This is a genomic window from Rahnella variigena, assembly GCF_003610915.1.
Taxonomy (GTDB): domain Bacteria; phylum Pseudomonadota; class Gammaproteobacteria; order Enterobacterales; family Enterobacteriaceae; genus Rahnella; species Rahnella variigena.
In genome coordinates this window covers 389890-403694 of sequence record NZ_NSDJ01000001.1, presented here as the reverse complement: position 1 = coordinate 403694, position 13805 = coordinate 389890, and the positions used below count along the sequence as shown (strand labels likewise).

11 protein-coding genes are annotated in these 13805 nt (G+C 52.0%); 3 read left to right on the top strand and 8 right to left on the bottom strand.

The annotated features are described in order from the left end of the window. Positions 1–342: 342 nt before the first annotated feature. The gene (gene ompR / locus CKQ54_RS02010; protein ID WP_009635740.1) at positions 343–1062 is read left to right on the top strand and encodes an osmolarity response regulator transcription factor OmpR; all 720 of its coding nucleotides are present in this window, start codon (positions 343–345) and stop codon (positions 1060–1062) included. Then, a complete protein-coding gene (gene envZ / locus CKQ54_RS02005) occupies positions 1059–2420 on the top strand; it encodes a two-component system sensor histidine kinase EnvZ (RefSeq protein WP_112288648.1) in 1362 nt (453 codons plus the stop codon). The genes ompR and envZ overlap by 4 nt, the downstream gene beginning before the upstream one ends. Before the next feature lie 757 nt (positions 2421–3177). On the opposite strand, the gene CKQ54_RS01990 is transcribed toward envZ, so the two are convergent. The 7 genes from CKQ54_RS01990 to CKQ54_RS01960 all read right to left on the bottom strand — a co-directional run bounded on the left by CKQ54_RS01990 (position 3178) and on the right by CKQ54_RS01960 (position 10145). Then, positions 3178–3657 carry a PIN domain-containing protein gene (locus CKQ54_RS01990; RefSeq protein ID WP_120162609.1) on the bottom strand — a complete coding sequence of 160 codons (480 nt, stop codon included), beginning with the start codon at positions 3655–3657 and terminating at the stop codon, positions 3178–3180. Beyond that, positions 3654–3866 (bottom strand): FitA-like ribbon-helix-helix domain-containing protein, encoded by a 213-nt coding sequence (locus CKQ54_RS01985; protein ID WP_120162608.1) that lies wholly within the window; start codon positions 3864–3866, stop codon positions 3654–3656. Before CKQ54_RS01985 ends, CKQ54_RS01990 begins: the two co-directional genes overlap by 4 nt. A gap of 103 nt (positions 3867–3969) precedes the next feature. Then, positions 3970–5592 carry a phosphoenolpyruvate carboxykinase (ATP) gene (pckA, locus tag CKQ54_RS01980; protein ID WP_120162607.1) on the bottom strand — a complete coding sequence of 541 codons (1623 nt, stop codon included), beginning with the start codon at positions 5590–5592 and terminating at the stop codon, positions 3970–3972. Between the two features lie 226 nt (positions 5593–5818). Beyond that, the gene (hslO, locus tag CKQ54_RS01975; RefSeq protein WP_095923811.1) at positions 5819–6703 is read right to left on the bottom strand and encodes an Hsp33 family molecular chaperone HslO; all 885 of its coding nucleotides are present in this window, start codon (positions 6701–6703) and stop codon (positions 5819–5821) included. 58 nt (positions 6704–6761) lie between these two features. After that, on the bottom strand, positions 6762–7166 hold the full coding sequence (gene hslR / locus CKQ54_RS01970) for a ribosome-associated heat shock protein Hsp15 (RefSeq protein WP_120162606.1): 405 nt from the start codon (positions 7164–7166) through the stop codon (positions 6762–6764). A gap of 24 nt (positions 7167–7190) precedes the next feature. Further along, complete coding sequence (yrfG, locus tag CKQ54_RS01965; RefSeq protein ID WP_120162605.1) at positions 7191–7880, bottom strand: GMP/IMP nucleotidase; 690 nt, start codon at positions 7878–7880, stop codon at positions 7191–7193. A gap of 123 nt (positions 7881–8003) precedes the next feature. Continuing rightward, complete coding sequence (locus CKQ54_RS01960; RefSeq protein WP_208644580.1) at positions 8004–10145, bottom strand: intracellular growth attenuator family protein; 2142 nt, start codon at positions 10143–10145, stop codon at positions 8004–8006. A gap of 442 nt (positions 10146–10587) precedes the next feature. Between CKQ54_RS01960 and nudE the strand changes: the two genes are divergently transcribed. Next, on the top strand, positions 10588–11145 hold the full coding sequence (gene nudE, locus CKQ54_RS01955) for an ADP compounds hydrolase NudE (RefSeq protein ID WP_112288641.1): 558 nt from the start codon (positions 10588–10590) through the stop codon (positions 11143–11145). Positions 11146–11220: 75 nt separating this feature from the next. Here the strand turns inward: nudE and mrcA are convergent, their stop codons facing one another. Beyond that, the gene (gene mrcA / locus CKQ54_RS01950) at positions 11221–13776 is read right to left on the bottom strand and encodes a peptidoglycan glycosyltransferase/peptidoglycan DD-transpeptidase MrcA (RefSeq protein ID WP_120162604.1); all 2556 of its coding nucleotides are present in this window, start codon (positions 13774–13776) and stop codon (positions 11221–11223) included. Between the last annotated feature and the right edge of the window lie 29 nt (positions 13777–13805).

The window sequence follows — 13805 nt, the reverse complement described above, 5'->3', positions numbered from 1 at the left end:
AGAAAACATTATTCTTATGGCTTTGTTATTAAGTAAGCGAATAAATATAATCGTTAGAGTTTTCTTCCCGCAGGCACAATGAAGTGATCATTTTTCTGATACCTATCGCAGGGCTGCTCAGATAACGACCAATGAAACGGGCGAACAGATTTCGGAGAGCGGGACAAACCGTAACAAACCAACCTTCGCTTGCAGAAGATTCCTCTGATATTGTTGATAAATTAGGAAATCCATAATCATTGTTACAATTTCGGCTAGAATATATACCATTAAACGCTGTCTGTTTTAGCTGACTTTTCTGACAATACAAGCTTCAGGCATTCACGCCTTTGGGAGATTTAAATGCAAGAAAATCACAAGATTCTGGTGGTCGATGATGACATGCGCCTTCGCGCACTTTTGGAACGTTATCTGACTGAACAGGGCTTCCAGGTGCGTAGCGTTGCCAATGCCGAACAAATGGATCGCCTGCTGACTCGTGAGTCATTCCATCTGATGGTTCTCGACCTGATGCTGCCGGGCGAAGATGGCTTGTCTATCTGCCGTCGTCTGCGCAGTCAAAGTAACCCGATGCCGATCATCATGGTCACCGCTAAAGGCGAAGAAGTTGACCGTATCGTAGGCCTGGAAATTGGTGCCGACGACTATATTCCAAAACCGTTTAACCCGCGTGAATTGCTGGCCCGTATCCGCGCTGTGTTGCGTCGTCAGGCTAACGAATTGCCAGGTGCGCCTTCTCAGGAAGAAGCGGTCATTTCATTTGGTAAGTTCAAACTGAACCTCGGTACCCGCGAAATGTTCCGTGAAGACGAGCCTATGCCGCTGACCAGCGGTGAGTTCGCCGTGCTGAAAGCACTGGTGAGTCATCCACGTGAGCCGCTGTCCCGTGACAAGCTGATGAATCTTGCACGTGGTCGTGAATACAGTGCGATGGAACGTTCTATCGATGTGCAGATTTCCCGTCTGCGTCGCATGGTAGAAGAAGATCCGGCGCATCCGCGTTACATTCAGACCGTTTGGGGTCTGGGCTACGTATTTGTGCCGGACGGCAGTAAGGCATGAAGCGAATACGCTTTTCACCGCGTAGCTCGTTTGCCCGAACACTGTTATTAATCGTCACCTTGCTGTTCGTCAGCCTGGTGACGACCTATCTGGTGGTGCTTAACTTCGCCATTCTTCCCAGTCTGCAGCAGTTCAATAAGGTTCTGGCATACGAAGTGCGTATGCTGATGACCGACCGGTTGCAGCTGGAAGATGGCACGTTGCTGGCTGTGCCACCGGCGTTTCGTCGCGAAATTTACCGCGAACTGGGCATTTCTCTTTATACCAACTCTGCAGCCGAGGAGAGTGGTCTGCGCTGGGCGCAGCATTACGAATTCCTCAGCCAGCAGATGGCGCAGCAGCTCGGTGGTCCTACCGATGTCCGCGTCGAGGTGAATAAAAATACCCCGGTTGTGTGGCTGAAAACCTGGTTGTCGCCTGACATCTGGGTACGCGTTCCGCTTACTGAGATTCATCAGGGCGATTTCTCTCCGCTGTTCCGTTATACGTTAGCGATTATGTTGCTGGCGATTGGTGGCGCGTGGCTGTTTATCCGTATTCAGAACCGACCCCTGGTCGAACTGGAGCACGCGGCATTGCAGGTCGGGAAAGGCATTATTCCGCCGCCATTACGTGAATACGGTGCGTCGGAAGTGCGGTCAGTGACGCGTGCATTTAACCAGATGGCAGCAGGTGTCAAACTGCTGGCCGATGACCGTACCTTGCTGATGGCCGGTGTGAGTCACGATTTGCGAACACCGCTGACACGCATTCGTTTAGCGACTGAAATGATGAGCGACGGTGATGGTTATCTTGCCGAGTCGATCAACAAAGATATCGAAGAGTGCAACGCCATTATCGAGCAGTTCATCGACTATCTGCGCACTGGCCAGGAAATGCCGACAGAGATCACCGATCTTAACGGTATTTTGGGCGAAGTGATTGCGACAGAAAGCGGCTACGAGCGCGAAATAGATTCAGATCTGGCCGACGGCGAATTACTGGTGAATGCGCATCCGCTTTCCATTAAGCGTGCTGTTGTGAATATGGTGGTCAACGCCGCCCGTTACGGCGATGGCTGGATTAAAGTCAGCAGCGGTCGTGAACTCCAGCGTGCATGGTTCCAGGTTGAAGATGATGGCCCGGGCATTGCGCCGGACCAGCTCAAACATCTTTTCCAGCCGTTTGTGCGCGGTGAAAGCGCCCGAACCACCAGCGGAACCGGCCTCGGTCTGGCGATTATTCAGCGTATCGTTGATGCCCATTCCGGGACGCTGGATATCGGGAAGAGTGACCGCGGGGGATTACGGATCCGGGCGTATCTGCCGTTACCAGTGGAGATGCTGAAAGCGGTGGCGGTTCAGCAGAAACCAGTTTGATTAAGGGGGGCCTTAATAATCCCCCTGGCTTAAATTGCATTAGGACTTTAAAAGCAGACTAAGAAAATTTCGGTTTCTCAATTGCGGTTATCACTTATCACGCTGCGCCGAAACCGCCCAAGAGAGGGAAGTGCTTTCCCTCTCTTGGATCTCTCCCCGCTTTTTACTCCCCGCTACCGCTCGCTGGCTATGTTTCAGGTAGCGATGCGATAGCCGCAAAATTCCGCCGCTGCGCGGTGCCCTCCGTTCGGGCTACAACCCGCGCAAAAAGACGCACGGTTTTGCGCCTCTCCTCCGGCGGTATTTTGGAACCGGCCCTAGGCTTTGACTTCACAACCTCACTCTCTTTATTTTTAAAATGCTGCGGGCGATTCAGAAATCTTGCTGAACGAAGCGGCCTGAAGACCAGAGGCTTCAGGACCGAGTGAAGGCACCGCAATGCGGCAAGATTTCCAGCCTGTCGCTGCGGCTGATGAAACATAGCCAGCGAGCGAAGCGCGCAGTAAAAGAGCCGGGGATTCTTAAGGGTGGTGGCGATAAGCCACCCTTAAGGCCGGTGTGGGCGGCAGCACACGGTTTTGACCTAAGGCCGGTGTGGGCGGCAGCACACGGTTTTGACCTAAGGCCGGTGTGGGCGGCAGCACACGGTTTTGACCTAAGGCCGGTGTGGGCGGCAGCACACGGTTTTGACCTAAGGCCGGTGTGGGCGGCAGCTCACGGTTTTGACCTAAGGCCGATGTGGGCGGCAATCCACAATTCAGCTCTTCCTGCTCATCACATAATACTCTGCCGCTTCTTCCCGCCATCTCGGCGTATTCCCCGTATCCCACGGATTAACCAATAAGACACCTGTGTGCGCAAACGCTTCATCATGCTCGGTCGCCAGAGTCGCCTGATGATTCAGGCAAATAGCCGCCAGTTGTCTGTCCTGCTCTGACATCACTACATTGGCAGCTTCTGACAAGGTCATGATCCGCGGATAATGCAGCGCGCTTGCTGCATCAAACGACAGTAATCGACCGGCAAAATCCTGATTCAGCATTTCCAGCAAGGCTTCAGAAAGCGCGGCTTTCGGCTGGTTCTCCGGCAGATTATCTGCCCAGGTGAAAAGTGCCGCTACGCTCAGGCTGGTCAGGTACAGCTGTGTGGCATCCTGCGCATCCAGCCATTGCAGAACGTTCTTTTGTGGCCTGGGATTGATCATCTCAAAAATGACGGCGGTATTAAGAATGATCATTTGGGTGGCAGTTCCAGTGGCTCAGCGATCACGGATGAAAAACGCTGGCGGAGCTGGCTACCGAGGCCAAAGTCAGGCTGGGTGGGAGTGAGCGCCTGTTTCAGAATGAGACGTGCTTCTTCTTCCATCGAGTGGCCTTTTTTGGCCGCCGCGATACGCAGCAGTTCCTTCACATCGTCATCGAGATTGCGTACGGTAATCGTCGCCATATGAGGTTCCTCTGACAGCAATGCCGTCATTCTGAAATGCTGCCGGGCCGGTTGCAATAAAAAAGGCGCGGAAGCCCGCGCCTGATGAGAGATTATTGCCAGATTACCGTTTCGGTCCGGCGCTGACCAACGCGGCACCTGCCGGGGTGTCGGTATATTTATCAAAGTTATCGATAAACAATTGCGCGAGATGCTCTGCTTTTTCCTGCCACTGCTCACGGCTGGCGTAGGTATTGCGCGGATCCAAAATATGGGTGTCGACGCCCGGTAACGTAGTCGGAACGGCCAGGTCAAACATCGGCAGAGTGAACGTTTCGGCATCATCAATAGTGCCATCTAAGATGGCATTGATAATCGCACGGGTGTTCTTCAGCGAGATGCGTTTGCCGGTGCCATTCCAGCCTGTATTCACCAGATAAGCCTGTGCGCCCGCAGTTTCCATACGTTTCACTAATACTTCTGCGTATTGCGTCGGGTGCAGCATCAGGAACGCGGCACCGAAGCAGGCGGAGAATGTCGGAGTCGGTTCATTGACGCCACGCTCAGTGCCTGCAAGTTTGGCCGTAAAACCGGACAGGAAATGATATTGCGTCTGCGAAGCTGTCAGGCGCGAAACTGGCGGCAGGACACCAAACGCATCAGCAGTCAGGAAAATTACTTTGCTGGCGTGTCCGGCTTTGGAAACCGGCTTGACGATATTTTCAATGTGGTAAATCGGGTATGAAACGCGGGTGTTCTCGGTTTTGCTGCCGTCATCAAAGTCGATTTTGCCGTCTTCACTGACCATCACGTTTTCCAGTAACGCGTCGCGTTTGATGGCTTTGAAGATTTCCGGTTCGGCTTCTTTGCTAAGTTTGATGGTTTTGGCATAGCAACCGCCTTCAAAATTGAAGACACCATCATCGTCCCAGCCGTGTTCATCGTCGCCGATAAGTTTGCGCTTCGGATCCGTCGACAACGTGGTTTTACCCGTGCCTGAAAGCCCGAAAAATACCGCGACATCGCCTTTTTCGCCGACGTTAGCCGAACAGTGCATGGAAGCAATGCCTTGTAATGGCAGCAGATAATTCATGACGGCGAACATGCCTTTCTTCATTTCGCCGCCATACCACGAACCGCCGATCAGCTGGATACGCTCGGTCAGGTTGAAGGCGATGAAGTTTTCTGAATTCAGCCCCTGTTTCTGCCAGTCAGGATTGGTGCATTTCGCGCCGTTCATGACGATGAAATCAGGTTCGAAATTTTCCAGTTCGCTTTCGGTCGGGCGGATAAACATGTTTTTGACGAAATGCGCCTGCCAGGCGACTTCGGTAATAAAGCGGACTTTAAGACGGGAATCGGCGTTTGCGCCGCAGAAAGCATCAATGATAAACAGACGTTTGCCGGACAACTGTTTGCTCACCAGAGCCTTCAGTGACGTCCAGGTTTCCTGTGACATCGGCTTGTTATCATTTTTGCCTTTGCCCTGATCAGACCACCACAGCGTATCGCGGGTGGTGTCATCGCGGACGATGTATTTATCTTTCGGCGAACGACCGGTGAAGATACCGGTATCCACATTGACTGCACCCAGCTCTGTCACTTGCCCGCGCTCAAAGCCTTCGAGACCCGGCGCCGTCTCTTCATTAAAAAGAGTTTCGTAATCAGGGTTATAGACGATTTCGCTATTCTGATGAATCCCATAAAGGGCGAGTTTTTCGGCGGTGATCCCGATAGTCGTAGGCATTTCCCTGCTCCTCACTGAACTTTGAATCCCTCGGTAGGGATAAATCAGTTGTTATTGTAGGTATTTATCGCGTTTTAACCGCGACAAGTCTCAAAGAATAACGGGAGGTGTAAATGTTTTTCCAGAATTGTGATGAAAAACTCGAAAGGTATGCAAAAAGGTTATGTAAAAGAAACAAAAAAGGGACTTTTCGGCGAAAAGTCCCTCAATTTTAAACTGTTAACGATCAGTGAACCTGGTCATCTCCGGAGTGAACATCTCCGCCCGCTTTCAGCGTCGCCATATCCATCGCGTCAAACTCGTAGTCTGCGCCGCAATAATCGCAGTGCATTTCGATTTTGCCATCCGCTTCCAGCATTTCGAGAATATCTTCATCTGGCAGCGTCAGCAGCGCGCCTGCACAGCGTTCACGCGAGCAGGTACAACGGAAACAGACTTCCTGCGGTTCGTATAGCGTGACTTCTTCCTGATGATACAGGCGGTAAAGCACTTCGTTAGCCGGAAGGTTCAGCAGCTCTTCCGCTTTGATGGTGGTGGTCAGCTGCGCCAGATGACTGAATTCTTCAGGATCGGTATCTTCAGCGGGCAGAACCTGCAACAACATGCCGCCTGCAGCAGGCTGGCCTTCAACTTCACCGGTACGGATGAAGATGCGGGTTGGCAATTGCTCGGATTGCATGAAGTAGTTTTCCAGGCATTCCGCCAGGTTTTCACCTTCCAGACCGACCACGCCCTGATAGCGTTCACCGACGGTCGGAGAAATGGTGATCACCATGTAGCCGTTACCAATCATCTCTTTCAGAGAACTGCCTTCGGTAATGTCACCTTGCAGACGCGCAATACCGCGCAGTTCCTGTTTGTTGTTCCCGTTAATCACGGCCAGTTTCAGCGGGCCATCGCCCTGCAGCTGCACGGTAATATCGCCGTCGAATTTCAGGGTCGCGGTCAGCAGGCTGGTCGCCACCAACATTTCGCCCAGCAGATTACGGACTTCTGCTGGATAGTCATGACCGGCAACAATCTCCCGGAAGGTTTCTTTGAGCGAGACCAGTTCACCGCGAACGGCGTGATGATTGAACAGGTAGCGATGCAGTTGGTCGTGATTAGACATAATTTTCTCTCTGTTTAGCGAACTCAAATCCTTCATCCTTCACCGAAGGATTGCGGATTTATTCAGAATCGCCATATTTAAATTTGATCAGGGTCCGCCGTTCCTTTTTATCCGGGCGTCTGTCCGGATGCGGCATTGCATTCATTTTGCGGGCCTCGGAGATTTTCTCCCGGCTGGCAATGCTTGCGTCGGTTTCCTGATACAGTTTCTGTGCTTCTTCCGCGCTGCGGCGCTGAGTAGTCAGCCCCAGAACGGTGATCGTTTTGGTGTCATTTCCCTGACGCAGCGTTATTTCGGCATTCAGTTCCATCAGCTTGCTGGGTTTCCCCCGCTGGCCGTTGTAATGCACTTTGCCGCCATCAATCATCTCTCGTGCCAGCGCGCGGGTCTTATAAAAACGAGCTGCCCACAGCCATTTATCGAGACGTACTGCGTTCTCGTCGTCGTCCTTTTTACCTTTCATCTTTCTCCCCTGACGCTGCCGGAATTATTTAGCCGGGCCTGTTACGGGGTGAATCGAAGGCAACAGGCTACGGAAGTCATTAATGGAGGGATGGTCCTGAAATGACTTATCTGCCATGGTCGAATCCGGATTTTCTATACCCAGACAATAGCGGATACCGAAGGTTTTTGCCGCATTCAGGATCGGCTCACCGTCATCGACAAATAAAGTCCGTTCAGGATCAAAGCCTGTTTGCTTTTGGACCGCAGACCACAACCGCTGATCTTCCTTCGGATATCCAAATGTGTGGGTGGAAAGTAATAAATCAAGGTGCTGATCTAAACCGGTATGCTCAATTTTAACGGACAGGCTGTGCGGATGTGCGTTGGTCAGCAAAATAGTCTGACGCCCGCTTTCACGAAGATGCGTCAGAAAAGGCAGCGTATCGTCACGCAATCGCGCATTTTTGCCGATATTTGTGGTCATCTGATAGATATCCATGTCCAGCTGCTCGCTCCAGTAATCAAAGCAATACCAGTTCATGGTGTGCTGCACCGCCAGATATTCCTCATGAATAATCTGCCGGGCATTTTCAAGCGGAATAGACCGCTGCTGGCTGAGTGCTAACGGTACATCCTGCAACCAGAACTGGCTGTCGAACGCCAGATCCAGCAATGTGCCGTCCATGTCGAGCAAAACGGTATCAATGGAATTCCAGTTAAAATCAGGGGGCATGAAAACTCCATGTCCTGTCGGCTGAAGTGGTACCGGGCGCCGCAGGAAAGAAAAAGTGAGAGCAGGGGAAGGGTTTCAGGGTAGCATAATTTCACAGGGCGGCGCAGAGCCACCCTGCGGTTTTCAGCCAGGGTTATGTGGCATCACAGGCGTCAGCGTGGGGTGAAAACACGAATTGTAATGTTGCTGGATATCGTCGATGCGACGCTTATCTTTTATAAAGCGGCTGATAAACAACACGCTGTTCACCAGCAGAATTCCGAACAACAGGAACAGCAACACGCTGGTACCGAGATAACGCCACAGCGTCGAGATGTCCGGCTCGCTGTGCAATGAAATATGACGGGTACCGTTGGCATCAACGCTGATACTGGTGATCACACCCTGTGCACTGAACGGGGTGTGAAGCAGCAGGGTAGATAAGTGTTGCAGTTGCTTCCACTGATCCTGTGGCGGATTGGCGTACAACCCGACCGGGGGCACTGGCATTTCAATCAAATTGCGGCCTTCATCATTGCTGATTAAGAAGCCACCTGGAGGCGGGCTGTTGAGGCTGTCAGCCGCACGACGGGTTTCCTGCATGAAGAACGACGACGTGGCGTTATTCACCAGCTCACTCAGCGACTGCGCACTGACCGGTCGCAACAGCACGTTGATGCCCTGCAATGAGCCCGCTTTCGCCCGTTTGACCAGTGAATTCCAGTTACTTGAGTTCCCCAGATTCACCAGCGCGTTTTTCAGCCGCACGCAATCATTGCTGTTTCCGCATAACGCTTCTGTTTTCAGCACGATATCGGCAAAGTCATCCAGCAGGATCATGCCGGATTTCTCAATCGCGGTAGCCAGCTGAGGGTTGATGTTTTGCTCCGGGCTTTCGCCGGGGTGCATCTGATTATTGACGGTAGTCTGCAACGCCGTCGCGGCTTCAATGATTTCTGACTGCGGTACAGGCAGCGGCGTTGCGTTATTCCAGTAGATGGCTGAACAATCGAAAGGCATATAACCGGAGGTGGTACGGATAGCTGACGGTGGCACATAACACATGCCAGTCCCCTGAACTTTCAGGGTATCGCCAACGCGCAGCGTAGTTTTTTCCAGATCCTGAACGCTGTTAACCTGCGTACTTTGCGCACCCTGTAGCCAGGCAATGCTGAGCTTCAATGGCAGGCCAAGAGGGACATAAACCACTAATGCCAGCAGCAGAAGAAATGCGCTGGTAGCCAGTACAAGATTTTTTCCCCAAAGCTGGAGCGGGAATTTTTTGACCTCATCATGCAATGACAAAATGCTGCCCTGACGGACAACCTGACTGTTCATATACACTTCGACATCCGTCGGCTGACCCAGGTCGCGGCCAATATAAGGTTGCCAGTGTGGCGGATATATCAGGTCGATAGCACCAAGAGAAATATTGCTGATATCACCTTGCTTGGACTCACCAAATAATCCCCAGCGTTTAGGTAAACCCCGCAGGCAGTGGATTTCTTTACGGTTTTTACCGAAGCGTTCAGACACTACCCGCCAGATAACCCAGCCCGCCAGCGCTGCGGCAACCATCAGGATCCAGGGGAGAAAGATCACCGGACTTTGCAACGTGATGAACAGCAGCAGGAGAATACCCGAAACGGCCAGCGCTTCTTTGACGCCGTTCGAACGGGTCAGGGCGCGTTCCTCGCGGGTTTCGCTGCGCACTTTCACCAGTTCAATATGTTCACTTTCTTCATGGCGGATTGAAGCGTTCTGCGGCTGTGAAGGGATTACCGCTGAAACCGGCACCGGACCTTCGTAGACATGATCGGCCAAAGTGTGGCCGTTGAGTGAAATCACCAGCGGCAGGGTCTGAGTTTTGATCAGCTCGACTTCGTTTTCCTGAGCGATGTACTGCTCCCAGAAAGGCGGCAGGTGAATTTCAGTCGCATCCAGGAAATAACGCCATTTATTCGGATCTTCGCTCGCCACGCCATAACGGGTGATTGCACGCTTAAGGCTGTAAACATTTTCGCTTTTAGTGGTCAGCGTCAGTTTATCTTGCAGGATAATCAGATTATTTCGATGGGTGATCGGCGTTTGCCCGAGGCCTTCATACTGGCGAAGATAACGCTCTACGGCATCGCGTTCTTTTTGTGAAAGTTTGCGCTGGCTTGGTGCGGAAAAACGCACGACAGATTCGTCGCGTTGGCGGCGGCGCAATACAAGCCAAAAATAAGACGCTGTGGCAATGATTGCGATACACAACAACACCAATGTCACGACTACTGTGCTCATCCGATCCCCGTTCAGACGTGGGTGACTTACGTCAACTCTGTGAAAGTATTATACATAAATGGAATGCACATTCTGCGCGCGAGTGCCTTTTAGGTAGGAATTTTATTATTCTTTGGGTGAATATTATGCACAAAAATACCACGCTAGAGGATACCTGCATTTAAGAACTGTCTGGTATCGGTATAATCCTATTTTGATGTCTCAATGTTTTTGTTACAGCAAAAATGTGACCAGCGTGAGTGTTCGGTTGCTTTTTACGCTTTTTTTGCTGATTTTTTAGGGGCTTTCTGTGCAAAAAATGAGTGCGTTCTGAACCGGTTTACAGTAAAGATTGCGATTCTGGCTCTCAATAACGCACAATGCTTATTGATAGCGGTCTTTAAACAGAAAAACGAACCCATTAGAACACCTCTGGTCAGGTGAATAATAAGTTGGGGATGAAATGACACAACACCTGCAAAAACCGAAAATCACTAAGGTGGAAACCGTAGCCCGTTCGCGTCTGTTCACCATTGAATCCGTTGATCTGACGTTCAGCAATGGCGCAGAGCGTGTTTACGAACGTATGCGGCCCTCAGATCGCGAAGCGGTGATGATTATTCCTGTCATTGATAATGAGCTGGTGTTAATCCACGAATATGCTGTTGGCATTGAAAGCTATGAACTGGGTTTTCCTAAAGGGCTGATTGATCCCGGCGAGAGTATTCTGGAAGCGGCTAACCGCGAACTTATGGAAGAAGTCGGCTTTGGTGCCCGGCATTTTGATGTGCTGGCCAAACTGACTATGGCACCTTCGTATTTTTCCAGCCGCATGAATATCGTCATTGCCAAAGATCTTTACCTGAAAAGTCTGGAAGGCGATGAGCCGGAACCCTTGCCGCAAACCCGCTGGCCGGTTTCGCGGATGATGGAATTGCTGCAACACCCTGATTTTTGCGAAGCCCGTAACGTCAGCGCTCTGTTCCTTGCGCATGATTTTCTGACGCGCAACGCCCGCTGAATTCCCCGATAAAACCCCATTAAAAAAGCCGGTCATGCTTGATGCAGACCGGCTTTTTGCTTTACAGCTTATGCATCAGAACAGTTCATGTTCCTGACCGTTATCCATGATGGTGGTCCCCACTTCATGCACGGCATGTTCTGTCGGCTGAGTCCCGTCGATGAAGTATTCCGGACGACTGTTACCGCCGCCGTCAGACAACTTACCGGAACTCTTATCGATAGTGACCGTCACCACGCCTGGCGGTGGCGTTTGTGGTTGTTCAGGCACACCTTCCAGCACGGCTTTCATGTAATCATCCCAGGCTGGCTGAGCACTTTTCGCGCCGCCTTCTGCACCGGAAATCTGATCAGGGATCACGCCTGAAGCCGTTGAACGACCCAGATCACGACGGTGATCGTCAAAACCAATCCAGACCGAGGTGACAACATTCGGGCCATAACCTGAGAACCACGCATCTTTCGAGCTGTTGGTTGTACCGGTTTTACCGCCAATATCGTGGCGCTTAAGGTCACGCCCTGCACGCCAGCCGGTCCCCATCCAGCCTGGTTCACCGAAAATGTTGGAGTTCAGTGCATCGCTTATCAGGAATGAAAGCGGTGTGCTGATCACGTGCGGCGCGTATTGCTGCGCGGCGTCAACCTGCGGTGAGTTAGGCGGGACCTGCTCCAGTTGCGGAGTTGGTACGCTGGTATTATTGCCGGTGGTCGATGTCGCCACGTTTTCTACGTTGTCATCGGACAGCACCGCTGATTTCTGAGTATCGCCATAAATCACCGGAATATTACAGGTGCGGCAGGCAATTTTAGGTTTTGCTTCAAACTGAACCTGACCGGATTCATCCACGATTTTGGTGATGAAATAAGGGTCAACCAGATAGCCGCCGTTGGTCAGGGTGGCGTAACCGCGCACAACCTGTAACGGGGTGAAAGAAGCCGAGCCCAGCGCCAGCGATTCGGAATGCACAATGTTAGAAGCCGGGAAGCCGAAACGTTGCAGATATTCTGCTGCGTAATCCACACCCATGGCACGCATCGCACGCACCATCACCACGTTTTTAGACTCACCCAGACCCCGGCGTAAGCGGATCGGACCGTAATACGTTGGCGGTGAGTTCTTCGGACGCCAGTCTGTACCGGCACCGGCATCCCAGCGGGTAATCGGCATGTCATTCAGAATGGTCGCCAGCGTCAGGCCTTTGTCCATTGCTGCGGTATACAGGAACGGTTTGATGTTTGAACCGAGCTGACGTACCGCCTGATTGGCACGGTTGAATTTACTCTGGTTAAAGTCAAAGCCGCCGACCAGTGCTTCAATCGCGCCGTCGTTTGGATTAAGCGAAACGATAGCCGAGTTCACGTCCGGAACCTGCGCCAGCCACCAGACATCGCCCACTTTACGAACCCAAATCTGCTGACCTGGGCGTACCACGTCAGACACTTTTTTCGGGGTCGGCCCCTGAGCATTGTCGTTGCGATAAGGACGCGCCCAGCGCATGCCGCTGAACGGCAGGCTGATCACCGCGCGGTTCGACATGGTCGCCGTTGCCTGTGCGTCATCCGTTGCGGTGATGACCGCAGGGAACAGCGGGCCATACACTGGCAGCGTTTTCAGTGACTGAACAATTTTGTCCTGATCCCACGCCGGTTCGCCGACTTTCCACAGCTCGTTAGACGGACCGCGATAGCCGTGACGCATATCGTAGTTGAGAACGTTGGTACGCAAGGCTTCCTGCGCGGCAAGCTGCGTTTTCCTGGTAATGGTGGTGTAAACCATGTAGCCATCGTTATAAGCGTTATCGCCATAACGTTTCACCATTTCCTGACGCACCATTTCTGTCAGGTACGGCGCAGAGAACTCAATGTGCGGGGCATGATAATTCGCCACCAGCGGCTCAGCGCGAGCCTGATCGTACTGCGCCTGCGTGATGTATTTCTCATCCAGCATACGCGCCAGCACGGTGTTACGACGCGCCAGAGAACGGTCATGGGAATACAACGGGTTAAAGGTTGACGGTGCTTTAGGCAGACCGGCGATCACTGCCATTTCACTCAGTGTCAGCTGGCTGACATCTTTACCGAAATAAACCTGTGCAGCGGCACCCACGCCATAGGCACGGTAACCGAGATAAATCTTGTTGAGATACAGCTCGAGGATTTCATCTTTGGACATCATCTGCTCAATGCGGATGGCCAAAAACGCTTCCTTAATTTTACGGGTCAGCGTGCGTTCAGGACTTAAGAAGAAGTTACGCGCCAGCTGCTGAGTAATGGTACTCGCGCCCTGTGAGGCATGGCCGGACACCAGCGCAACGGAAGCCGCACGGAAAATACCGATTGGATCCACGCCGTGGTGTTCATAGAAACGACTGTCTTCGGTCGCGATAAACGCATGCACCATTTCCGGTGGGATTTGGTCGAGTTTCAGCGGGATACGACGTTTTTCGCCGTATTGGGCGATTAAATCGCCATCAGCACTGAAAACCTGCATGGGTGTTTGCAGGCGCACGTCTTTGAGCGTGGCGACATCGGGTAACTGAGGCTCGATATATTTATACAATCCGAAGATCGAGGCGGCTCCCAGCAAAATGCAACACACTGCAAGAATCAATAAATACTTTACGAACTTCACCTGAGATTTCCCATTAAGTGTCAATTGGG

Excerpts from the sequence above, each read along its gene's own strand:
- ompR (WP_009635740.1), top strand. The coding sequence starts at position 343 with ATGCAAGAAAATCACAAGATTCTGGTGGTCGATGATGACATGCGCCTT.
- envZ (WP_112288648.1), top strand. The coding sequence starts at position 1,059 with ATGAAGCGAATACGCTTTTCACCGCGTAGCTCGTTTGCCCGAACACTG.
- CKQ54_RS01990 (WP_120162609.1), bottom strand. The coding sequence starts at position 3,657 with ATGATCATTCTTAATACCGCCGTCATTTTTGAGATGATCAATCCCAGG.
- CKQ54_RS01985 (WP_120162608.1), bottom strand. The coding sequence starts at position 3,866 with ATGGCGACGATTACCGTACGCAATCTCGATGACGATGTGAAGGAACTG.
- pckA (WP_120162607.1), bottom strand. The coding sequence starts at position 5,592 with ATGCCTACGACTATCGGGATCACCGCCGAAAAACTCGCCCTTTATGGG.
- hslO (WP_095923811.1), bottom strand. The coding sequence starts at position 6,703 with ATGTCTAATCACGACCAACTGCATCGCTACCTGTTCAATCATCACGCC.
- hslR (WP_120162606.1), bottom strand. The coding sequence starts at position 7,166 with ATGAAAGGTAAAAAGGACGACGACGAGAACGCAGTACGTCTCGATAAA.
- yrfG (WP_120162605.1), bottom strand. The coding sequence starts at position 7,880 with ATGCCCCCTGATTTTAACTGGAATTCCATTGATACCGTTTTGCTCGAC.
- CKQ54_RS01960 (WP_208644580.1), bottom strand. The coding sequence starts at position 10,145 with ATGAGCACAGTAGTCGTGACATTGGTGTTGTTGTGTATCGCAATCATT.
- nudE (WP_112288641.1), top strand. The coding sequence starts at position 10,588 with ATGACACAACACCTGCAAAAACCGAAAATCACTAAGGTGGAAACCGTA.